This is a genomic window from Glycomyces sp. NPDC048151, from assembly GCF_043202775.1.
Classification (GTDB): Bacteria; Actinomycetota; Actinomycetes; order Mycobacteriales; family Micromonosporaceae; genus Glycomyces.
Window position 1 is genome coordinate 1 of record NZ_JBIDBB010000009.1, and the last position, 21238, is coordinate 21238.

Here is a 21238-nt window from a genome sequence, read left to right on the forward strand (position 1 = left end):
GACATTCCTGCACTGGTATAACCATCACCGCGCGCACACCGCACTCGGAGGCCAAACCCCAGCAGACCGCGTCCACAACCTCCCCGGACAGAACACCTAACCCCCACCCACCCAGGGGAAAGGAAGGCCCCCAGCGTCGCGCGAGGGTGTGACAATTCCGGGGCCCGCAGCGCGCTGCGGGCCCCCTTTTTCATCTGTTCGGGGGACCAAGCGTGAGCCTGAATCGGATCGCGGCGCTCGTGTCCTCTTGGCTGGGAGCTTCGGCCGGATCCGAAATGCGGTGCTCGCACCCCTCATGCCGGAAGTTCTGGCCGGACTCAGACCGCGACTGTCTGTGTCGCCGCTCAGGCGGGATAGGTCCGGATCTCGGAGGCCTTGACCGTCGCCCAGACCTCGCGGCCCGGGCCGAGCCGGAGCTGCGCGGCGGCGGCCGGAGTCACGTCGGCGGCGGCCTTGAGCGGGCCGTCGAGCTGGACGCGGAGGTTGTCGCCGTGGCGGTGGACCCCCGTAACCGTTGCGCGCCAAGTGTTCCGCGGGCTCCCGTCCGGCCGCTCCGGATACAGCGCGACCGCGCTCGGCGCGAACGCGGCGAACGCCGGGCCGTCGAGCGGATCCGCGGCGACGAGAACGATGGGCGCACCGAGACCGGAGCTCTCCGCGAGGGCCGTGCGGGCGCTGGCGGGACCGCCGCTTGGGAGACCCGCGGCGGCGAGGCCGCCGTCCGCCCGGTCGAGGCGGACTTGGCGGCCCTCCGCCGTTCCCCGGTACAGGTTGAGGCCGACGAGGCGCGCGATGTAGTCCGTGCGCGGGCGGGCCGTGACCGACTCGGCGTCGCCCTCCTGGACCGCGCGGCCGTCCTCGACCACGACGAGCCGGTCGGCGAGCATGAGCGCGTCCACCGGGTCGTGCGTCACAACGATCGCCGGGCCCGCGTGCCCCGCAAGGTGCCGGTGCAGCTCGGCCCGGGTGTCGAGCCGGGTGCGGGCGTCGAGCGCCGCCAGCGGCTCGTCGAGGAGCAGCAGCGCCGGATCGGTCGCGAGCGCCCGCGCCAGCGCCACCCGCTGCGCCTGCCCGCCCGAGAGCTGCCTCGGACGGCGCTTCCCGAAGTCTCCCAAGCCGACGCGGCCGAGCCAGTCCGCCGCGAGCGCCCGTGCCTCGACCCGCCCCATTCCTCGCCGCCGCGGCCCGAAGGCGACGTTGTCGATCGCCGTCAGATGCGGGAACAGCAGGTAGTCCTGGAACACGACCCCGATCCGCCGCGCCTCCGGTGCCACCCAGTGCTTCGTCCCCGGCCGGTCCAGGATCTCGCCGTTCAGTGCGATGTGGCCGTCCGAGAGCGCCTCCAGCCCGGCCAGCGCCCGCAGCGCCGTCGTCTTTCCGGCGCCGTTGGGGCCCAGGAGCGCCACGGTCTCGCCGGGCGCGACCCGCAGTTCCAGGTCGAGGCGGAACGTCCCGTGTCCGGCGGTGCCCCGCTCGACCACGAGGTGCGCGTCCAGGCCTTCGTGATCGTTCACGGCGCGGCCGTCCAGCGGTCGCGCAGCGACGCCAGCACGATCACCGACACCGCCAGCAGGATGACGCTGAGCACGATCGCGGCCTCCAGATCCGATTGCAGCGCAAGGTAGACCGCGAGCGGCATCGTCTGCGTCCGCCCCGGGAAGTTCCCCGCGAACGTGATCGTCGCCCCGAACTCGCCGAGCGCCCGCGCCCAGCACAGGACCGCGCCGGCGAGCACGCCCGGTGCGACCATCGGCAGCGTCACGTGCGTGAACACCGTCCACCGGCCCGCACCGAGCGTCGCCGCGGCCTCCTCGAACCTGACGTCGGCCCCGCGCAGCGCGCCCTCGACCGAGACCACCAGGAACGGCATCGACACGAACGTCATCGCCAGCACGACCGCCGTGGTGGAGAACGGGATCGTCACGTCGAACCGCTCGTGCAGCCACGACCCGACGATGCCGCTGCGGCCGAACACGAGCAGCAGCGCGACGCCGCCGACCACGGGCGGCAGCACGAGCGGGACGGTCACCAGCGCCCGCAGGACGCTCCGCCCCGGGAAGTCGCCGCGTGCGAGGAGCCACGCGATCGGGACGCCGAACAGCAGCGAGAGCACGGTCGCGATGCTCGCTGTGAGCAGCGAGAGCCGCAGGGCCGCGAGCATCTCCGGCTCCGCGAGCCGGGCCGGCAGCTCGGTCCAGGGGGTGCGCGCGAGCAGTCCGGCGAGCGGGAGGATGAGGAACGCCAGGCCGATCACGGCGGGCGCCAGGAGCGCGGCCGGGACGCGGCGGCGTCGGCGGCTTCGCTTGGCGGGCATGGCGTTCCTGGTGGTCACGGCCGCTGGAACCCTGCGGTTTCGAGGACGGACTGGGCGTCGTCGGCGAGGACGAACGCGGTGAACTCGGCGGCGAGGTCCGGGCTCGGAGCGTCGGTGAGCGCCGCGATCGGGTACGTGTTCAGGGCGGCGGCGGACTCGGGGAACTCGACGGCGTCGACCTCGTCGTCGGCGGCGATCGCGTCGGTGCGGTACACGAGCGCGGCGTCGACCTCGCCGAGCGTGAGTTTCTGCAGTGTGGACTTGACGTCGGCCTCGTACGTGACGGGGGTGAGCCCGGTGTCGCCCAGTGCGGTCTGCGCGGCGGCCCCGCACGGGACTTCCTCGGCGCACGCGGCGAAGTCGAGTCCGGCGAGGTCCGCGAGGCCGGTGACGCCGTCCGGGTTGCCTTCGGGGACGGCGATCACGAGCTGGTTCAGCGCGAACGCGGCGGGCGCGTCGGCGGCACCCGCCTCCACCACTTTGTCCATGTTGGACTCATCGGCGGAGGCGAACACGTCAGCCGGAGCCCCCTCGGTGATCTGCGCGGCCAGGTCGGAGGACCCGGCGAAGTTGAACTCCACGGTCACCCCGTCGTGCTCGGCCTCGAACCGGTCGCCGATCTCGGTGAAGGCCTCCGTGAGCGACGCGGCCGCGAACACGGTCACGGTGTCGCCTTCGGCCTCCTCGCCGGTGCCGCACGCGGCCAGCGAGGCGAGGCCGAGGAGGGCGGTCGCGGCGAGGGCTGCCTTGGCGCGCATGGAACTCCTTGGTGATGTGGGGGTCAGCGGTCCGCGCGTTCGACGACCACGTTCGTGGACTTCACCACCGCGGTCCCGAGCGATCCGACTTCGAGCCCGAGCTCGTCCACGGCCTCGCGGCTCATGAGCGACACGACCCGGAACGGCCCGACCTGCAGGTCGACCTGCGCCATCACCTGGTCCTTGGTGATCGCGGTGACGATGCCGCGCAACCGGTTCCGCGCCGAAGAGGTCCCCGACCCGGCGTCGGGCGCGCTGGCCCGCTCACGCGCGAACGCGGCCAGGTCGGCGCCAGAGACCGACCGGTGCCCCTGGTCGTCGCGGGACGCGGCGAGGCGCCCGGAGTCGATCCAGCGCCTGACCGTGTCGGCGGAGACCCCGAGCAGCTCGGCGGCCTCCCCGATGCGAAACGTCGTCACAGCCTCAGCTTAACCTCGCGGATGCGAGGATACACAGCCGATGCGGCTCGTATTCACCAGACTGTTACAGGGATCGGGTCGCAGATGCGGGTCAGCCCCAGCCGAGCTGGTGGAGGCGGTCCTCCTCGATCCCGAAATGGTGGGCGATCTCGTGCACCACGGTCACCGCGACCTCGTCGACCACTTCCTCCGGCGTCGCGCACATCCGCAGCGTCGGCCCCCGGTAGATCGTGATCGTGTCGGGCAGGACCCCGCCGTACTCCCAGCCGCGGTCGGTCAGCGCCGTCCCCTGGTAGAGGCCCAGCAGCTCCTTGTCGGGCCCGTCGGGCTCCTCCTCGACGAGGATCACGACGTTGTCGAGCATCGCCATCAGCTCCTGCGGGACCGCGTCCAGCGCGTCCGACACCGCCGCCTCGAATTCCGCCTCGCCCATATCGACCGCCACACGCCCACAATATGCGCTCGGGGGCGGGGCGGGCAGGCCGGTAATCTGGTCGCGTGATTGATCTGCGTGCACTGCGAGACAACCCGGACGCCTACCGCGACAGCCAGCGCAAGAGGGGCGCCTCCGTCGAGGCCGTCGACGCCCTGCTCTCCGCCGACCGCGACCACCGCAGTGCCCTCCAGTCCTTCGAGACGCTCCGCGCCGAGCAGAAGGGCCTGGGCAAGCGGATCGCCGGCGCCGCCGCGGACGAGAAGCAGGCGCTGCTCGACCGCACCAAGACCCTCTCGGAGGAGGTCAAGGCCGCCGAGCTGAACGTGACCGCGACCGCCGCCGCGTTCGACGCGGCCGGGAAGTCGATCCCCAACCTGGTCGCCGAGGGCGCCCCGGAGGGCGGCGAGGACGACTACGTCGTGCTCCGCGAGGTCGGCGAGAAGAAGGTGTTCGAGGACGCGAAGGACCACCTGGAGCTCGGCACGTCGCTGGGCCTGATCGACACCGAGCGCGGTGCGAAGACCTCCGGCGCGCGCTTCTACTACCTCACCGGTGACGGCGCGCTGCTGCAGCTCGCGATGCTCAACCTCGCGATCATGCAGGCCGTCGAGACCGGGTTCACGCCGATGGTCCCGCCGGTGCTCGTGCGCCCGGAGGCCATGGAGGGCACCGGTTTCCTCGGCGAGCACGCCGACGAGATCTACTACCTCGAGCGCGACGAGATGTACCTCGTGGGCACGTCGGAGGTGCCGCTCGCGGCGTACCACTCGGGCGAGAACCTGGGCGAGCTGACGCAGCCGCGCCGCTACGCGGGCTGGTCGTCGTGCTTCCGCCGCGAGGCCGGGTCGTACGGCAAGGACACCAAGGGCATCATCCGGGTGCACCAGTTCGACAAGGTCGAGATGTTCTCGTTCTGCAGGCCCGAGGACGCCGAGGCCGAGCACGAGAAGCTCTTGTCCTATGAGGAGCGGATGCTGCAGAAGATGGAGCTGCCCTACCGGGTCATCGACGTGGCCGCGGGCGACCTCGGCAGCTCGGCTTCGCGGAAGTTCGACTGCGAGGCGTGGGTGCCCACGCAGGGGCGGTACCGCGAGCTCACCTCGACTTCGAACTGCACGACGTTCCAGGCGCGGCGCCTGAATGTGAAGTACCGCGACGAGGAGGGCAAGAACGCGGTGGCCGCGACCCTGAACGGGACGCTCGCGACCACGCGCTGGCTCGTGGCGATCCTCGAGAACCACCAGCAGCCGGACGGCTCGGTGGCGGTGCCGAAGGCGCTGCAGCCGTTCCTCGGCAAGGACGTGCTCGAGCCGAAGAAGTAGGCGCGAAACGTGAGCGGCCCGCCGACCGGAAGGTCGGCGGGCCGCGTTGTCTTGGCCGTACTGGTTCGGGCGTTTCCGGTTGATTCGGCGACCCGACCAACCTTTGGGCCCCCGGTCAATAACCCTGACACAGGGGTCCGACACTCACTCCTGCTCGGCGAGCTGCTCTTCGAGCCAGGCCTTGAGGACGAGTGCGTGGTTCACTTCTGTGTCCTTGGCGGCGTAGAGGAGGGTCACCGGGCCCGATCGTGCCGCCTCGAGGAGGGGTTCGGCGCGTTCGGGGTGGCCGTCGAGTTCGCTGCGGTAGCGGCCGGTGAACTCGTCGAAGCGGTCGGCCATGTGGCCGAACCAGATCCGCAGGTTCGGCGACGGCGCGGCGTCCTGCGCCCAGGTGACCCCGTCGAGGTCCTCCTTGCTGACGCCGCGCGGCCAGAGCCGGTCGACGAGGAAGACGGCCCCGGCCCGCTGCGGGTCCTGCCGGTAGTCGTAGACGCGTTCGATCATGATCTCGCCCATAGTCGAACCGTATGCCGCAAGCCGCCCCGATGGGTGGGTTTGGTGTGATTGCAGCTTGTCATGAGCGCGGCGGCGTGAGTTCAAACGCTCGGTACCCCGGCGTTCACCCGGCCGGGGTTACGGTTGACCTGTGCCAGACTCCGCCCCCGATGCCCCCGCCTCCGAAGCCGCAGCCCCAGCCGCCCCGCTCGGCATCCGCGTCGAGCCGCCGAAGCTCGTCGCCGTGGACCTCGACGGCACCGTCGTCGACTACCACGACCAGCAGGCCACCAAGCCCAGCCGCGCGGTGATCGACGCCCTCCGGGCCGTCCGCGACGCGGGCGTGCCCGTCGCCGTCGTCACCGGCCGCGCCATCTGGGGCGCCGTGCACACCGCCGACGACCTGGGGCTCGACGAGGGCTTCGCGTCCGCCTCGCACGGGGCCGGCGAATTCGACCTCGGCGCCCGCGCGATCTCGCACCAGAACACCGTGGACGCGCAGGTCGCGGTCGAGGCGTTCCTCGCCTCCGACCCCGACGTCCAGTTCGCGGTCGAATGGGACCTCGACGGCTGGCGTCACACCAAGGGCTTCCGCCGCGACTTCCCCGCCCGCTGGGCCGGGGAGATCACCCTCGACGAGCTCGTCTCGCGCCCCGCGCCGCGATTGGTCGCCCGCGTCGACTCGAACAACCGCTACGGCGGGGCCGAGCGCTGCCCGCAGGCGATCCGCCTCGCCGCGGGCGCGGCCCTGGACGCCGCGGACTACCACGTCGAGGTCGGCTACAACGGCTGGGTCGACATCGGCCCGCCCGGCGTCAGCAAGGCCACCGGCATCGCCCGGATCGCGGCCCACTACGGCGTATCATCGGCCGACACCGTCGTCTTCGGCGACGCCCACAACGACCTGACGATGTTCGCGTGGGCGGGCTGGTCCGTGGCGATGGGCCAGGCGGTCCCCGAAGTCCGGGCCGCCGCCGACGAGGTCGCCCCCTCGGTGTGGGAGGACGGGGTGGCGAAGGTGCTGGCGCGATGGTTCTGACACCGCCGAGACCAAGCGGGCCAATGGTTCTCCACTGACCGATGTGGCAGTGTTAGTTCCCCGAAGCGATCGCAGCGAGACCCCGAGGAGGACGCATGATCCAACTGGACCGGGTACCCCGGCTCGTGGCGACGGACCTGGACGGCACCGTCGTCCGCTCCGACGAGACCGTCTCACCCCGCACCATGGCCGCGCTCAAGCGCCTGGCCGCCGCGGGCGTCATCCTCGTCGGCGCCACCGGGCGCGGGCCGCGCCTGCTCGAACTGTGCCGCAACGACGTCCCCTCCGCCGACTTCCTCGTGCTCGGCCAGGGCGCGTTCGTCTACGAGTGCCGCTACGACGACACCGTCGTCGAACTCGCCGACCGCTCCGTCGAGGGCACCGTGCTCCTCGAGGCGCTCCGCCTCATCGAGGCCGAGGTCGGCCCCGTGCGCGCGCTCGCGGAGCCCGCCGACCCCGCGCGGCACATCACCGGCGACGCCATGCCCGACTGGCCCTGGACCGCCGTCACCCTGGAGACCGCCCCGCGCGAGGTCGCCTTCACCGGCCCGATGGTCAAGGGCTACTTCGTGTCCGACTACCACACCGGCCCCGAGCTGCTGGTCGCCGCGAAGGACGTCATCGACCCCGCGCTCGTCACCGTCACCGAGTCCGGCGTCGGCATGCTCGAGGTCTGCCCGGTCGGCGTCACCAAGGCCGCCGGGATCCAGGTCGTGCTCGACAAGTTCGGCATCGACTGGGCCGACGTCCTCGTCTTCGGCGACGCCACCAACGACCTCAGCATGATGGAGGCCGCCGGGCACTCCGTCGCGATGCCCAACGGCCACCCGTGGGTCCAGGCCGCCGCCTCCGAGATCGCCCCCGCGGGCAACAACGACGACGGCGTCGCCCAGTACATCGAGGCACTCCTCGAACTCCTGTAGGCAAAAGCCACAAGGGAACGCACTGAGGGTGTCGGGTTCCTGACAGGAACGTCAGGGGCTGTTGCGCGCCAGTGCGTTCAGCCCTAAGCTCCGATGTGGTGGGGACCACGAGACCGTGGTCGGCGGCGGCGCGCGCACTGAAAAGCCTTGCGCCGCAATCGACTCCGGTGTCGTCGACCGTGCTGCCGCACTCCCTGGAGCTCCCACATGTCTACTGAAGACACTGTCAGAGACGACGCCGCCGAGGCCCTGCCCTACGGCATGCCCTACCTGCGCGAGACCCGCTACGACCCGCCTGCGGGGGTCATGGACCTGCAGTCGAAGCCGCTGCGGCCCATCAGGTACTACCCCGACGAGCAGGAGGGCTGGCTCGTCACCGGGCACGCCGAGGCCCGCAAGGTCCTCGCCGACCCGCGCTTCTCCACCGCCGAGCGGTTCACCCGCTCGCCCACCGAGCTCCCGCACGTGTTCGTCTCGATCTCCGAGCAGGTCCCGCCCGGATTCTTCCTGTTCTTCGACCCGCCCGAGCACACCCGCCTGCGCCGCAAGGTCACCGGCGTCTTCACCGTCAAGCGCATGAAAGACCTCGAACCGCGCATCGAGGCCATCGTCGACGAAGCTATCGCGAACCTGCGCGCGGCCGGGCCCGGAGCCGACCTCGTCAAGGAGTTCGCGCTCCCGGTGCCCTCGCTGGTCATCTGCGAGATGCTCGGGGTCCCGTACGCCGACCGCGACGCGTTCCAGGCGAACTCCGCGAACATGCTCGACCTCTCGTTGTCGGTGGAGGACCGCAACAAGGCGATGGCCGAGATCTTCGGGTACCTCATGCAGCTCGTCCCGGCCAAGCGCGCCGAACCGGGCGACGACATGCTCAGCGCCCTCGCCGCCGACGAGGACCTGCACGAGGTCGAGGCCGCCGGCATCGCCCTGATCCTGCTGGTCGCCGGGCACGAGACCACCGCGAACATGCTCGCCCTGGGCACGTTCGCGCTCCTGGAGCACCCCGCCCAGCTCGCCAGGCTGCGCCACGACCCCGCCCTCATGCCCGCCGCCGTCGAGGAGCTGCTCCGCTACCTCACCGTGGCGCACAACGGGATCATGCGCATCGCCAAGGAGGACGCCGAGATCGACGGGCAGCTCGTCAAGGCCGGGCAGCACGTCACCGTCGTCCTCCAGGCCGCCAACCGCGACCCGCGCAAGTACGAGCGGCCCGCCGAACTCGACCTCGGACGGGACGCCCAGGGGCACATGGCCTTCGGGCACGGCGTCCACCAGTGCGTCGGCCAGCAGCTCGCGCGCGTGGAGATGCGCATCGGCTTCGCGAAGCTCATCGAGGCCTTCCCCGAACTGCGGCTCGCCGTGCCCTCCGAGGAGATCCCGATGCGCAGCGACATGGCCGTCTACGGCGTCCACACGCTGCCCGTCAACTGGTGAACCCGCCCCGCTGATTCCCTGGCGCACAGGGTCATCGACGCGCGGCCGGGGCACCGTTCCACCAGCGGCGCCCCGGCCGCGCCCTAACGCACGTCCCAGACCGGCTCGTCGGACTCGACCACTTCGCCGTCGTTCTGGAACACCACGAACCGGTCGAAGCCGCGCGTGAACCAGCGGTCGTGCGTGACCGCCAGGACCGTGCCGTCGAAGGCCTTCAGCCCTTGCTCGAGGGCCTCGGCCGAGGCGAGGTCGAGGTTGTCCGTGGGCTCGTCCAGGAGCAGGCAGGTCGCGCCCGACAGCTCCAGCATGAGCACCATGAACCGCGCCTGCTGCCCGCCCGACAGCGTCTTGAAGTCCTGTTCGGACTGTCCAGTGAGCTCGTACCGGTTGAGCGCGCTCATCGCCTTCGAGCGGTCGAGCGAGGGACGGTCCTCGTCGCCCTCCCACAGGATCTCCCGCAGCGTGCGCCCGTCGAACTCCGGATGCTCGTGCGTCTGCGAGAAGTGGCCTGGGTAGACCCGCGCGCCCAGGCGCGCGGTCCCGCTGTGCCGCACCGGGTCCAGGCTCCGCTTCGCGGCGACCCCGGCCTCCGGGTCCGACCCGCCCTGCGCGAGCAGGCGCAGGAAGTGGCTCTTGCCGGTCCCGTTGGCGCCCAGCACGGCCACCCGGTCGCCGTACCAGACCTCCAGGTCGAACGGGAACGTCAGGTCCTCCAGCTCCAGCTGCTCGCAGACCACGGCCCGCTTGCCCGTGCGCCCGCCCTCGAGCTTCACTCGGATGTCCTGCTCGCGCGGCGGCGCGGGCGGCGGCCCGGCGTCCTCGAACTTCTGCAGCCGCGTCTGCGCGGCCCGGTACCGGGAGGCCATGTCGGAGTTGTACGCGGCCTTGGCCTTGTACATGAGCATGAGCTCGCGCAGCTTCTTGTGCTCCTCGTCCCAGCGCCGCCGCAGCTCCTCGAACCGCTCGTGGCGCGCGGCCCGCGCGCTGTGCCAGGTCGCGAACCCGCCGCCGTGCGTCCAGGTCGTGCGCGCCTCCAGCGTCACGATCGCGCTCGCGGCGTTCGCGAGCACCTCGCGGTCGTGCGAGACGAACAGGATCGACTTGTCCGAGTCCCGGATCGCCTGCTCGAGTTCGCGTTTGGCCGGGACGTCGAGGAAGTTGTCCGGCTCGTCGAGCACCAGCAGCTCGTCGCGGCCCTGGAGGAGCAGCTGCAGCGCGAACCGCTTCTGCTCCCCGCCCGACAGTGTCCTGAGAGGACGTTCCTTGACCTCCTCCCAGGACTTGCCGAGGATCGCGACCGCGACCGTGTCGCAAAGCACATCGAACTCGTAGCCTCCGGCCTCGCCCCAGTCGGCGAGCGCCTGCGCGTACGCGAGCTGGTCCTTCTCCGCGCCCTCCCCGATCCGCCGCTCGGCCTTGGCGAGGCGCTCGGCGACGGCCTTGACCTGCGGCGGGGCCAGGTCGACCGCGAGCTGCCGCAGCGGACGCCCGCCCTCGCGCATGCCGACGAGCTGGCGCATCACGCCGAGCCCGCCCGCGTGGGCGACGGACCCCGCGTCCGGCGTGAGCGCGCCCGTCACGATATTGAGGAGGGTCGTTTTCCCCGCCCCGTTCGCGCCGATGAGCGCCACTTTCGCGCCTTCGCCGACACGGAACGACACGTCCTCGAACAATGTGGTGCCGTCGCTCAGGCCGTACCGCACGCCGGACAGGTCTACGTATCCCATCGCCCGATTCTGTGCGGCCAAGGGCACGGCGTCAAAGTCATTTGCGGTGTTGGATTCGGTGGGGTCCACTGCCTACGCTGGACGCATGAACGACACCCCTGACCGGAACGGACCCGGGCGGCAGCGCAGGCGCTTCTGGCGCCCGGGCTCGGCGAGCGAATGGGTCGAGCTGGCGATCTACGTCTTCTTCGGCCTCATCGCCCTGCTGGCCGGCATCGGCTGGCTCGTGGCGCGACTGTGACCGGCTTCGATGCGTTGTGACCGGTAGGCGCGGGGGCTCAGGCCCCGGTGGCGTTTGAACGCGGTGGAGAACGCGAACGGGTCGCGGTAGCCGACGGCGGCGGCCGCGGCGGCCACCGGCACCCCCGGGTCGGCGAGCAGGTCGGCGGCGATCTCCATGCGCCGCTCGGCGACGTACCGCAGCGGCGGCTGCGCCATGACCTCGGTGAACCGCTTGGCGAAGTGCGCGCGCGAGACGTGCGCGCGGGCGGCCAGCGCCGCGACGGTCCAGTCCCGGTCGGGGTCGCGGTGGATCGCGTCGAGCGCGGGGCCGGTGACGGGGTCGAGCGCGCCCAGGTACCAGCCGGGCGCGGCCGCCTCCTGGCGTTCGAACCAGCAGCTGAGGGTGCACACCAGGCCCCAGTCGAGGATGCGGTCGAGGACGGCCTGCCCGCCGGGGTTCCCGGTGCGCGCCAAGGCGTCGCGCATGGAGTGGAGCCACAGGACGTCGTCGACCTCCTCGTCGAGGACGAGCGCTTCGGGGAGCGCGCGCAGCAGCCGCTGGTGCCGGGCGCTCGCGGGCCGGTAGGTCCCTGCGATGAGGACGGTTGTGGCGTCCTTCGCCTGTGGCGCTTCGGAGATCGGCACGCCCTGTATTGGTCTGTCGAGTGTGGATAGCTCGTCGACGAGGTCGAACGGGACGCGGGCGATCGCGGTGGACCCGGCGGCGAGCCGGTGGGCCGTCCCGTCGGCGAGGACGAGTTCGGCGGTCCCGGCGACGGCGGTGACCATGGTGAGCGGCGAGTCGTCGTCGAAGCGGAGCCGCCAGGGCGCTTCGAGTGCGGTCTGGTGCGCGGAGGCGCCTTCGGCGCGGATGTCGGCGAGCATGTCGCTGAGCGGGTCCATGCCGCAACGGTAGACGATCGCGAAGGTTTCGCCGTCTCTCGCCCATGGGCCGTCCACCAGATCCGGGTTTGACTGTAAGGGCGCCGCCGCAGGGGCGGCCCACCGGAAGGAGACCCTTATGGACACTCGGCCCACCGCGCTCGTCGTCTTCGCCCACCACCGCGCCGACTCGCTGACGGCGGCGGTCGCGCGCCGCACCGCGGTCCGGCTCGAAGCCGCCGGGTACCGCGTCGACCTGCTCGACCTGCACGGCGAGGGGTTCGATCCGCGTAACCGCGTCGAGGACGAGCCGGACTACGGGAACCGCGACAAGCGGTATTCGCCGGAGGTGCACGCGCTCGCCGAGCGGCTCCTGGCGGCCGACGTGGTCGCCGCGGTGTTTCCCGTGTGGTGGTTCGGCCTGCCCGCCTTGCTGAAAGGCTGGATCGACCGGGTCTGGAACTACGGCCTGACGTACGGGCGGCGCGAGAAGCCCATGGCGGGCAAGCGGATGCTGTGGCTCGGCTTGGCGGGCCTGACCGAGGACGACCCGAACTCGGACCTGACCCTTGCGCTCCTCGACGGGGCGCTGCGGCGCGGGATCGCGGAGTTCTGCGATGTCACGGACGTGCACACCGCGGCCCTGTTCGACAGCGAGGGGAAGGGCCTCGATGGGGACGAGCGCGAACGCCACTTCGCGGCGCTGCTCGCGCGCGCCGACGGCGCGGTGGACAAGCTGCTGGCCGGTTGAGGGGGCTTGCACGGTTTGCGCATATACGTATAGTGTAGATATACGTAGATCGTGCGCAGCGCGATCGGACACCACCGAGGAGACCGCATGTCAACACCCGACACTGCCGAAACCGAAGCGCCCTACGGCATCCCGCTCGAACGCGACCACCCGTTCGATCCGCCCGCCGCCGTCATGGCCCTCCACCGGGGGACTGAGATGCGGCGGATGCGCTACTACCCCGAGGGCCGCCTGGGCTGGCTCGTCACCAGCCACCGCCTGGCCAGGAAGGTCCTGGCCGACACGAGGTTCAGCTCCACACTCGGCAGCCCGGCGCAGGTGCCGATCCCCATGCCGGGCCTGGAGGGCTACCTCGACTTCGAGGGCGACTTCCCGCTCACGCCCGGCATGTTCATCGAGATGGACCCGCCGGACCACACCCGCCTGCGCCGCAAACTCACCGGCGTCTTCACCGTCAAGCGCATGAAGCAGCTCGAACCGCGCATCGCCGCGCACGTCCAAGACCGCCTCGACGCGCTCGCGGCCGGGCCGAAGCCCGCCGACCTCGTCGCCGAGTTCGCGGTCCCCGTGCCCGCCATGATGATCTGCGAACTGCTCGGCGTCCCGTACGACCAGCGCGAGCGGTTCGAGGCGGACAGCCGGGCGATCTTCACCACCGACGAGACCGGCGAGGGCAAGCAGAACGCGATCGTGAACCTCTTCGGGTTCATCGGCGAGCTGGCGGCGGCCAAGCGGGCGGACCCCACCGACGACGTGCTCTCCGACCTCGCCGCCGACCCGGAGCTCACGGACGAGGAGGTGGCGGGCATGGCGATCCTGCTGCTGATCGCCGGGCACGAGACGACGGCGAAGATGCTCGGCCTCGGCACCATGGCGCTCCTGGAGAACCGCGACCAGTGGGACCTGCTGCGGACGCGGCCCGAGCTCATGGCGGGCGGAGTCGAGGAGCTGCTGCGGTACCTCACGATCATCCACACCGGACTCATCCGGCAGGTGAAGGAGGACGTGGAGTTCGAAGGGCACCTGATCAAGGCGCGCGAGTACGTCACGGTGTCGGTGCAGACCGCGAACCGCGACGAGGCGCACTTCATCGACCCGCACAAGCTGGACGTGACCGGTGACGCCAAGGGACACTTGACGTTCGGGCACGGCGTGCACCAGTGCCTGGGGCAGCAGCTGGCGCGCATGGAGATGCGCATCGCGTTCGCCGGGCTCATCGAGCGGTTCCCGGGCCTGCGACTCGCCGTTCCCGCCGCGGAGGTGCCGCTGGTGACCGGGCAGAGCTTCTACGGCGTCGCCGAACTCCCGGTGACCTGGTAGGGAGGAGTCAAGGTGAGGATCATCGCCGACACGGAGGCGTGTGCGAGTTCGGGCATGTGCGCGCTCACCGCGCCCGAGTACTTCGACCAGGACGACGAGGACGGCCGGGTCGTGCTCCTCGCCGACGAGGCCGAGGACTGCGACGACGACGTGGCCGATGCGGTGCGCCTGTGCCCGGCGAGCGCGCTGCGGCTCGAAGCCTGACCGTCCGGCACCCGCTGCGCCGCAAGGCGACAGCGGGTGCCGGAGTGCGTTACAGGCCGAGGAAGTCTTCGACGTGGCGTTCGGCGCGGCGGTCGAGGGCCTCGTAGTGGGCGGCGCGCTGCGCGCCGGTGAGCGCGGTGCCCTTGGTGAGGTTGCCTGCGGCGTCGACGATCTGCGGCTCACCCTCGGCGTCGGGCAGGACCGCGACGGCCGCGTCCGCGATCCCGGTGTAGTACGAGATTCCTTGGCGCAGTGTGCTGTCGAGGATGCCCTGCAGCGAGTCCCAGTACTCGTCGCCTTCGGGCGCCCCGGCGAGGCCGAGCCACAGCATCCGCTTCCCGGCGAGCCGGGGCTTGCTGCGGCCGTAGGCGAAGCCGTAGTTCCAGACGCGGTCGATCCATCCCTTGAAGAGCGCCGGGGGGCTGTTCCAGTAGACGGGGAAGACCGGGACGATCACGTCGGCGGCGAGGATCCGCTCCATGTGCGCCTGCGTCTCGGGCGAGTAGGCCTTCTCGCGGTCGTCCCAGTCGGGCTGGTCGGCGACGGTCATGCGCGGGTCGAAGCCCTCGGCGCGCAGGTCGAGCAGGTCGACGGCGTACCCGGCCTCCTTGAGGCGGGCGGCGACGACGTCGCCGATGTGGGCGGTGAGGGAGTCGGGGCGGTGGTGCGAGACGACGACGAGCGCGGTGGCCATGGAGTCCTCCTGTGGTGGCGGTGTCCCTCCATTCCAGCGCCGAACGCGTGGACGCACGATGGCCGTGGCGCTCCGATCCATGCGCGTGCGTCTACGATGGGGGGCATGGACCCGCTCAGTGAACTCCTCGGAGGCATCCGCGCCGAAGGCGCGATCCTCAGCGACGCGATCCTCAAGGCCCCCTGGGTGGTCAGCTTCGACGACCGCGCGCCGATGACGATGGTCACCGTCGCGCGCGGCGGCGGCGTCATCCTCCTCGCCGACGGCACCCGGGTCCCGGTCAAGGCCGGGCAGACCGCCGTCGTGAGCGGCGGCGAGCCGTTCCGGATGGCCGACGAGCCCGCGTCCGTCGACCGCCCCCACCTCGACTACTGGCTCACCTGCTTCGACCCCGAAGCCTGCGCCGAGATCGCGCCGCCGAAACCCGTGGACGAGGACGGCGCGGCCACGGCCCTGTTCGTCGGCGCCTACCGCGCCTCGGGCCGCCGCCACGAACGGCTCCTGCGGGCCCTCCCGCCCGTCCTCGTCATCGACGACGACGCCGACATCTGCCTCTGGCTCGACTCCTCCGCGGTCGACCTCGCCAGCCGCAAGCCCGGCACGCAGGCGTTCATCGACCGCCTCTTCGACTGGGGCCTGGTCTGCACCCTCCGCACCTGGTTCGACCAGCAGGGCCGCCAAGCGCCCGTCTGGTACCGGGGCTTCGCCGACCCCGTCGCCGGACCGGCGCTCGAGGCGATCCACACCCGGCCCGCGAACCCGTGGACGGTGGCCGACCTCGCGGGCGAGGCGGGCGTCTCCCGCGCGCTGCTCGCCAAGCGCTTCAACGAGATCATGGGCGAACCGCCGCTCACCTACCTCACCGAATGGCGCATGCAGCTCGCCGAGGAACTCCTCGCCGACCCCGATCTCACTGTCGCCCAAGTGGCCCGCACCGTCGGCTACGCCGACCAGTTCGGCTTCAGCAACGCCTTCAAACGCCGCAAAGGCAAGAGCCCCACCGAATACCGGAAGCAGGAACGCACCCCCGTCACCGTTTGAGCGCACAGGACCTCTGGGGGCAGATAATGCAGACCATGCGGTACAAATTCGGCTCGCAGCTCGCGCTGGAGACCATGGCGCAGGAGCGGGCGAGGATCATCCTCAAGTTCCTCGAAATGCGGGGCGTCCCGGTCAGCGAAGGGGCGCGCCAGCGCATCGAGGACTGCACTGACCTCGACATGCTGGAGGCCTGGGTCATGCGGGCGCCCTCGGTCCAGACCGTGGAGGAGCTGTTCTAGTCCCGGTCGGTTCGGAGCCACCAGTGGGCTCCTAGGCCCTCCGGGTCGGTGAGCCTCGCCGCCGCGCTCGCCGCCGCGAGCGCGTGGGCGTATCCGACGGGGTTCTGGAACGCCAGGTGGACCGGCGGCAGGGTCGCGTCGAGGCCGAGCCGCAGGAGGGCGTCGCGCTGGCGCTCGCGGTGGTCGCATTCGACGGCGTCGACGGCGACGTGCGCGGTGATGTCGCGGGTGCCGTCCGGGACCGGCGGGATCTCGCGGCCGTCCCTGAAGCCGTTCATCGTCCCCGCAGGAGGACGCCGTTCCTTCATGTGGCCGTAGTCGATCGCGAGCGCGGTCCCGCGCACGAGGCGGGCGGTGAGGTCGCGCCATTTCGCTTCGCGCGGGAGCCCGATCTCGGCCTTCTCGCCCGGTTCGCCGATCGGCCACCACTCGGCGAGCCAGGCGGCGTCCTCGGCGCTGACCGGGCCGCCCAGGCGCGTCTCGCCCTGCCCGTTCACTTCCTCGTAGCGGATCCGGCCGTCCGCGTCGACCACCGCCACGTCGCACGGGACGTTGTCGAGCAGTTCGCACGCGATCAGCAGCCCCTCCACGGTCTCGGGGACCTCGGCGCCCCACGCGACGCGCGCAGGAAGGTGCTCGGGGCGCGGCCGCAGCTCGACCGCCCGCAGCGCGATGCGCTCGTCGAGGAGCCCCGCGAGGCGCTCCAGCAGCTCGCCCCCGCCCGCCCCGACATCGAGCACGGTGAATGCCGCGGGCCTTCCGAGGCGTTCGTCGACCTCGTCGACGAGCCGCGCGACCGCCTCCGCGAACACGGGGGTCTGCGCGCTCGTCGCGAAATGGCGTCCGGGCAGCTCACGCGTGTAGAACCCGCCCGGCCCGTACAGGGTCCGAGCCATCATCGCGCCCCAGCGCTCGAACCCCGTCATGGCGCGAACCATAGCGCCCGAGTGAGAATTGCCACTCGGAGCCTCCCAGACTGGCGTTAGCAATCCTGCGAAGCACAATTAACGCGTAAGCAATGACCGGTACCTCCACAAGGACTGGATCAGCATCATGGATCAGCAGCGCAGCGCAGCCCCGCAGCGGCCCGCCTCACGGCTCGCCGTCGGGGTCGTCTCCGCAGGCAGGGTCGGCTCCATCGTCGGAGCGGCCCTCACCCGCGCCGGCCACCGGGTCGTCGCCGCCTCCGCCGTATCCGACGCCTCCCTCGCCCGCGCCGCCCGCCACCTCCCCGGCGCCGAGGTCCTCCCCGCGCCCGACGTGGTCGCCGCGTCCGAACTCGTGCTCGTCGCCGTCCCCGACGACGCGATCGCGCCCCTCGTGGCCTCCCTCCCGGTCCGGCCCGGCCAGATCTGGGTCCACACCTCCGGGGCGCTCGGCGCCGACGTCCTGCGGCCCGCCCGCGACGCCGGGGCCCTCACGATCGCGCTGGCCCCCGCCATGACGTTCACCGGCCGCGACGAGGACCTGGAGCGCCTCGCGGGCGTCTCGTGGGCGGTCACCGGCGAGGCCGAGGCCCGGTTCGTGGGCGAAGCGCTCGTCCTGGAGATGGGCGGCGACCCCGAGCACGTGGACGAGGCCGACCGGGCCCGGTACCACGCGTCGCTCGTCTACGCCGCCAACCACTTGATGACGCTGGTGAACGACGCGACCGAGCAGCTGCGCGCGATCGGCGTCGCCAACCCGCAGCGGCTCCTGTCGCCGCTCGTGTCGGCGTCGCTCGACAACGCGCTGCGCCACGGCGACGCCGGGCTCACCGGCCCGGTCTCGCGCGGCGACGCGGGCACCGTCGCGCGCCACCTCGACGCCTTGGCGGGCACCGGGATCGAGGACGTGTACCGCACGATGGCCCGCCGCACCGCCGAACGCGCCCTCGCGTCGGGCCGCTTGAAGAGCGCCGACGCCGAAGGGCTGCTCGAAGTCCTCGCGAACGCCGAGAAGGAGGAGACGCCGTGACGCTGGTCGTTCACACCAAGGCTGAGCAGGCGTTGGCCCGCGCGGCGTTGCCCGGCCGCGTCGCGGTCGTGCCCACGATGGGCGCCCTGCACGACGGGCACCGCGCGAACTTCAAGCGCGCCAAGGAGATCGCCGACTCCGTCATCGTCACGATCTTCGTGAACCCGCTGCAGTTCCGGCCGAACGAGGACTTGGACAAGTACCCGCGCACCCTCGACGCCGACCTGGAGATGTGCGAGGCCGAGGGCGTGGACCTCGTGTTCGCGCCCAGCGTCAACGAGATGTACCCGGACGGCCGCGACGGCCTCACCACTGTCCACGCTGGACCTGACGGCGAGATCCTCGAGGGCGCATCGCGACCGGGGTTCTTCACCGGCGTGCTCACCGTCGTCTCGAAGCTCTTCCACCTGACGCGGCCCGACGCGGCCTGCTTCGGGGAGAAGGACTTCCAGCAGCTCGCGATGGTCCGCCGCATGGTCCGCGACCTCGACATGGGCATCGACGTCGTCGCCGTCCCCACCGACCGCGAGGCCGACGGCCTCGCCCGCTCGAGCCGCAACGTGTTCCTCTCTGAGGCCGAACGCGCTGCCGCCCTTGCCATCCCGCGCGCCATCGAAGCCGCTCAGGCTTCGCCCGACCCGCTCGCCGCGGCACAGAAGACCCTGTCCGCCGAGCCCGGCCTGGACCTCGACTACGTCGTCGTCCGCGCCAACGACCTCGGCGAGGCCCCCGCACAGGGGCCCGCGAGGCTGCTCATCGCCGCTAAGGCGGGCACGACCCGCCTGATCGACAACGCCCCCGTAGCAATTGGAGACGCCCGATGATCCGGACCATGTTCAAGTCCAAGATCCACCGCGCCACCGTCACCCAGGCCGACCTGCACTACGTCGGCTCCGTGACCGTGGACGCGGACCTGCTCGACGCCGCCGACATCCTCGACGGCGAGATGGTCGCCATCGTCGACATCACCAACGGCGCCCGCCTGGAGACCTACACGATCGCCGGGGAGCGCGGCACGGGCGTCATCGGCATCAACGGCGCGGCTGCCCGCCTCGTCCAACCCGGCGATCTTGTGATCCTCATCTCCTACGCGCAGATGGAGGACGCCGAAGCGCGCGCCTTCAAACCCACCGTGGTCCACGTGAACGAGCGCAACGAGATCATCGAGGTCAACGCGGACAAGGCGCACCCCGCGCCCGGCACCGCGGGCAACCCTGTGGCGTCCCCACTAGCCGCGCGGTAAGTTCTGTTCGCATGACCGACGAACCGAAGCACGAGGACGCCGACAACGGCGCCGAAAAGGACGACGCGAAGCAGGCCGACAAGGCCGAGCCCGCCGACGACCTCAAGACCACCCAGCACACCCTCGGGGACCTCGCCTACACCGCCACCACCGGGCGGATCGTGCTCCGCGAGGAGATCACCGAGGACGACAAGTTCAACGGCCGCAAGCCCAAGGCCGAGGTCTCCATCACCTGGTACACCCTCGACGACGCCGACGTGACCGAACGCCCCGTCACCTTCGCGTTCAACGGCGGCCCCGGCTCCTCCTCGATCTGGCTGCACATGGGCCTCCTCGGCCCCCGCCGCGTCGACTCCGGCGACGCCGGGAACCTCACCCCGCCCCCCTACGGCCTCCTCGACAACGAGGAGTCCCTCCTGCGCCACACCGACCTCGTCTTCATCGACCCGGTCTCCACCGGCTGGTCGCGCGCCGTCGAAGGCGAGAAGGCCAAGGACTACCACGGGTTCACCCGCGACATCGAGTCCGTCGGCGAGATCATCCGCCTCTGGACCACCCGCCACAACCGCTGGCTCTCCCCGAAGTTCCTCATCGGCGAGTCCTACGGCGGCACCCGCGGCGGCGCCCTCGCCGAGTACCTCCAGAGCCGCTTCGGCCTGTTCCTCAACGGCGTCATGTTCATCGCGCCCGCGTTCAACACCGAGACGCTCTACCACGCCAGCCGCTCCGAGCTGCCCGACCCGCTGTTCCTCCCCACGTACGCGGCCACCGCGCACTACCACGGGCTGCACCCGGACCGGACCCTCGAAGAGGTCGTCGACGAGGCCCGCGCCTACGCCGACGAGTTCCGCGGCATCCTCGCCAAGGGCCAGAACCTCGACCCGGAGACCCGCGCCGCCGCCGTCGCCAAGATCGCCTCGCTCGCCGGGGTGAGCGAGGACTACGTCGACCGCGCCAACCTGCGCCTGGAGCACACCCGGTACTACGCCGAGCTGCTGCGCCACAAGCGCCTCGTCACCGGCCGCCTCGACACCCGCTTCACCGGCCCCGCCGACCACTACACGCACGAGCGCATGCCGTACGACCCGTTCCTGGTCGGCACGGACGGCCCGTACACGGCCGCGCTCCAGTACTACCTGCGCTCCGAGCTCGAATACGAGAACGAGCACGTGTACGAGCGCCTCTCGCGCGCGGTGCACCCGTGGTCGTACAAGGAGTTCGAGGGCGAGGCCGTGGACGTGATCGGCAAGCTCGGCAACGCCATGCGGCTCAACCCGTTCCTCAAGGTGCACATCGCGATGGGCCGGTACGACGGCGGCGTCCCGATCGAGGCGATCGAGTACACCCTCGACCACCTGGAGATCCCGCTCGCCGACCGCGAGCGCATCGAGACGAAGACGTACCCCGCCGGGCACATGATGTACGTCCACGAGGAGTCGCGCGTCCAGCAGTCGGCCGACCTGGCCGACTTCATCCAGCGCTCGACGAACCGGGGCTAGCAGCACGATGCACGCGTATCCGGGTCCGGAAGGAGTCGCACCGAGCGGCACCGGCCGGGCCCGGCTGCGCACCGACCCGCTTCAGGTCTCCTTCAGGTTCGGTCCGCTAGCGTTGAAACCGGGGGCCCTTTCTCAGCGCCGCGATGAACCGTCGGCGTGCCCCGAATCCGCCACCGCCGCCGTCCCACATGCGGGACGCACGCCACACCCGGTTGGCACCCACCGTGCCCGCGGGGGCACAGTTGAGCCGTCCGCCGCGCCCATCGGCGGCGCACACACCGAACCGGCACCCGGGCGACCGGGCGTCCACCGCTAGAAGG

24 protein-coding genes are annotated in these 21238 nt (G+C 71.2%); 14 read left to right on the forward strand and 10 right to left on the reverse strand.

The genetic code is table 11. The features are described 5' to 3' along the window. Positions 1 to 344: 344 nt before the first annotated feature. The 5 genes from ACGGCP_RS21265 to ACGGCP_RS21285 all read right to left on the reverse strand — a co-directional run bounded on the left by ACGGCP_RS21265 (position 345) and on the right by ACGGCP_RS21285 (position 3924). The gene (locus tag ACGGCP_RS21265; RefSeq protein WP_392969547.1) at positions 345 to 1529 is read right to left on the reverse strand and encodes an ABC transporter ATP-binding protein; all 1185 of its coding nucleotides are present in this window, start codon (positions 1527 to 1529) and stop codon (positions 345 to 347) included. Continuing rightward, positions 1511 to 2314, reverse strand: coding sequence for an ABC transporter permease (locus ACGGCP_RS21270; protein ID WP_392969549.1), 804 nt, complete (start codon positions 2312 to 2314; stop codon positions 1511 to 1513). Before ACGGCP_RS21270 ends, ACGGCP_RS21265 begins: the two co-directional genes overlap by 19 nt. Before the next feature lie 14 nt (positions 2315 to 2328). Further along, the gene (modA, locus tag ACGGCP_RS21275) at positions 2329 to 3072 is read right to left on the reverse strand and encodes a molybdate ABC transporter substrate-binding protein (protein ID WP_392968728.1); all 744 of its coding nucleotides are present in this window, start codon (positions 3070 to 3072) and stop codon (positions 2329 to 2331) included. 23 nt (positions 3073 to 3095) lie between these two features. After that, the gene (locus tag ACGGCP_RS21280; RefSeq protein WP_392968731.1) at positions 3096 to 3491 is read right to left on the reverse strand and encodes a molybdopterin-binding protein; all 396 of its coding nucleotides are present in this window, start codon (positions 3489 to 3491) and stop codon (positions 3096 to 3098) included. A 91-nt stretch (positions 3492 to 3582) separates the two neighbouring features. After that, the gene (locus ACGGCP_RS21285) at positions 3583 to 3924 is read right to left on the reverse strand and encodes a metallopeptidase family protein (protein ID WP_392969552.1); all 342 of its coding nucleotides are present in this window, start codon (positions 3922 to 3924) and stop codon (positions 3583 to 3585) included. Positions 3925 to 3989: 65 nt separating this feature from the next. Between ACGGCP_RS21285 and serS the strand changes: the two genes are divergently transcribed. Continuing rightward, the gene (gene serS, locus ACGGCP_RS21290) at positions 3990 to 5249 is read left to right on the forward strand and encodes a serine--tRNA ligase (protein ID WP_392968734.1); all 1260 of its coding nucleotides are present in this window, start codon (positions 3990 to 3992) and stop codon (positions 5247 to 5249) included. Between the two features lie 144 nt (positions 5250 to 5393). Here the strand turns inward: serS and ACGGCP_RS21295 are convergent, their stop codons facing one another. Continuing rightward, the gene (locus ACGGCP_RS21295; protein WP_392968737.1) at positions 5394 to 5765 is read right to left on the reverse strand and encodes a DUF488 domain-containing protein; all 372 of its coding nucleotides are present in this window, start codon (positions 5763 to 5765) and stop codon (positions 5394 to 5396) included. A gap of 130 nt (positions 5766 to 5895) precedes the next feature. On the opposite strand from ACGGCP_RS21295, the gene ACGGCP_RS21300 reads away from it, so the two are divergent. The 3 genes from ACGGCP_RS21300 to ACGGCP_RS21310 all read left to right on the forward strand — a co-directional run bounded on the left by ACGGCP_RS21300 (position 5896) and on the right by ACGGCP_RS21310 (position 9140). After that, positions 5896 to 6783, forward strand: a complete 888-nt coding sequence (locus ACGGCP_RS21300; protein ID WP_392968740.1) for an HAD family hydrolase — start codon at positions 5896 to 5898, stop codon at positions 6781 to 6783. A 95-nt stretch (positions 6784 to 6878) separates the two neighbouring features. Then, positions 6879 to 7706, forward strand: coding sequence for an HAD family hydrolase (locus ACGGCP_RS21305; RefSeq protein WP_392968743.1), 828 nt, complete (start codon positions 6879 to 6881; stop codon positions 7704 to 7706). 207 nt (positions 7707 to 7913) lie between these two features. Continuing rightward, on the forward strand, positions 7914 to 9140 hold the full coding sequence (locus ACGGCP_RS21310; RefSeq protein WP_392968746.1) for a cytochrome P450: 1227 nt from the start codon (positions 7914 to 7916) through the stop codon (positions 9138 to 9140). An 83-nt stretch (positions 9141 to 9223) separates the two neighbouring features. On the opposite strand, the gene ACGGCP_RS21315 is transcribed toward ACGGCP_RS21310, so the two are convergent. After that, positions 9224 to 10867: an ABC-F family ATP-binding cassette domain-containing protein gene (locus tag ACGGCP_RS21315; RefSeq protein WP_392968749.1), complete on the reverse strand. Its 1644-nt coding sequence runs from the start codon at positions 10865 to 10867 to the stop codon at positions 9224 to 9226. An 85-nt stretch (positions 10868 to 10952) separates the two neighbouring features. On the opposite strand from ACGGCP_RS21315, the gene ACGGCP_RS21320 reads away from it, so the two are divergent. After that, positions 10953 to 11108, forward strand: a complete 156-nt coding sequence (locus ACGGCP_RS21320) for a hypothetical protein (protein WP_392968751.1) — start codon at positions 10953 to 10955, stop codon at positions 11106 to 11108. Here the strand turns inward: ACGGCP_RS21320 and ACGGCP_RS21325 are convergent. Beyond that, positions 11045 to 11992 (reverse strand): AraC family transcriptional regulator, encoded by a 948-nt coding sequence (locus ACGGCP_RS21325; RefSeq protein WP_392968754.1) that lies wholly within the window; start codon positions 11990 to 11992, stop codon positions 11045 to 11047. The genes ACGGCP_RS21320 and ACGGCP_RS21325 overlap by 64 nt on opposite strands. Before the next feature lie 118 nt (positions 11993 to 12110). On the opposite strand from ACGGCP_RS21325, the gene ACGGCP_RS21330 reads away from it, so the two are divergent. From ACGGCP_RS21330 to ACGGCP_RS21340, 3 genes are all read left to right on the forward strand, one after another. Next, on the forward strand, positions 12111 to 12722 hold the full coding sequence (locus tag ACGGCP_RS21330; RefSeq protein ID WP_392968757.1) for an NAD(P)H oxidoreductase: 612 nt from the start codon (positions 12111 to 12113) through the stop codon (positions 12720 to 12722). Between the two features lie 87 nt (positions 12723 to 12809). Beyond that, positions 12810 to 14042, forward strand: a complete 1233-nt coding sequence (locus tag ACGGCP_RS21335) for a cytochrome P450 (RefSeq protein WP_392968760.1) — start codon at positions 12810 to 12812, stop codon at positions 14040 to 14042. Positions 14043 to 14054: 12 nt separating this feature from the next. Further along, positions 14055 to 14246, forward strand: a complete 192-nt coding sequence (locus tag ACGGCP_RS21340; protein ID WP_392968763.1) for a ferredoxin — start codon at positions 14055 to 14057, stop codon at positions 14244 to 14246. Positions 14247 to 14295: 49 nt separating this feature from the next. On the opposite strand, the gene ACGGCP_RS21345 is transcribed toward ACGGCP_RS21340, so the two are convergent. Next, complete coding sequence (locus ACGGCP_RS21345; RefSeq protein ID WP_392968766.1) at positions 14296 to 14940, reverse strand: NAD(P)H oxidoreductase; 645 nt, start codon at positions 14938 to 14940, stop codon at positions 14296 to 14298. A gap of 96 nt (positions 14941 to 15036) precedes the next feature. Here ACGGCP_RS21345 and ACGGCP_RS21350 point away from each other — a divergent pair, with 96 nt between their 5' ends. Together ACGGCP_RS21350 and ACGGCP_RS21355 are read left to right on the forward strand one after the other, a co-directional pair. Beyond that, positions 15037 to 15981, forward strand: a complete 945-nt coding sequence (locus tag ACGGCP_RS21350) for an AraC family transcriptional regulator (protein ID WP_392968769.1) — start codon at positions 15037 to 15039, stop codon at positions 15979 to 15981. A gap of 35 nt (positions 15982 to 16016) precedes the next feature. Further along, on the forward strand, positions 16017 to 16220 hold the full coding sequence (locus ACGGCP_RS21355; protein ID WP_392968772.1) for a hypothetical protein: 204 nt from the start codon (positions 16017 to 16019) through the stop codon (positions 16218 to 16220). Here the strand turns inward: ACGGCP_RS21355 and ACGGCP_RS21360 are convergent. Beyond that, positions 16217 to 17146, reverse strand: coding sequence for an SAM-dependent methyltransferase (locus tag ACGGCP_RS21360; RefSeq protein ID WP_392968775.1), 930 nt, complete (start codon positions 17144 to 17146; stop codon positions 16217 to 16219). The genes ACGGCP_RS21355 and ACGGCP_RS21360 overlap by 4 nt on opposite strands. A 127-nt stretch (positions 17147 to 17273) precedes the next feature. Between ACGGCP_RS21360 and ACGGCP_RS21365 the strand changes: the two genes are divergently transcribed. Genes ACGGCP_RS21365 through ACGGCP_RS21380 form a run of 4 tightly spaced genes read left to right on the forward strand, consistent with a single transcriptional unit; the run spans position 17274 to position 20918 of the window. Next, a complete protein-coding gene (locus tag ACGGCP_RS21365) occupies positions 17274 to 18176 on the forward strand; it encodes a Rossmann-like and DUF2520 domain-containing protein (protein WP_392968778.1) in 903 nt (300 codons plus the stop codon). Beyond that, the gene (gene panC, locus ACGGCP_RS21370) at positions 18173 to 19000 is read left to right on the forward strand and encodes a pantoate--beta-alanine ligase (protein WP_392968781.1); all 828 of its coding nucleotides are present in this window, start codon (positions 18173 to 18175) and stop codon (positions 18998 to 19000) included. The genes ACGGCP_RS21365 and panC overlap by 4 nt, the downstream gene beginning before the upstream one ends. After that, positions 18997 to 19419 carry an aspartate 1-decarboxylase gene (panD, locus tag ACGGCP_RS21375; protein ID WP_289958758.1) on the forward strand — a complete coding sequence of 141 codons (423 nt, stop codon included), beginning with the start codon at positions 18997 to 18999 and terminating at the stop codon, positions 19417 to 19419. The genes panC and panD overlap by 4 nt, the downstream gene beginning before the upstream one ends. A gap of 11 nt (positions 19420 to 19430) precedes the next feature. Further along, positions 19431 to 20918 (forward strand): S10 family peptidase, encoded by a 1488-nt coding sequence (locus ACGGCP_RS21380; RefSeq protein ID WP_392968785.1) that lies wholly within the window; start codon positions 19431 to 19433, stop codon positions 20916 to 20918. Positions 20919 to 21238 lie beyond the last annotated feature (320 nt).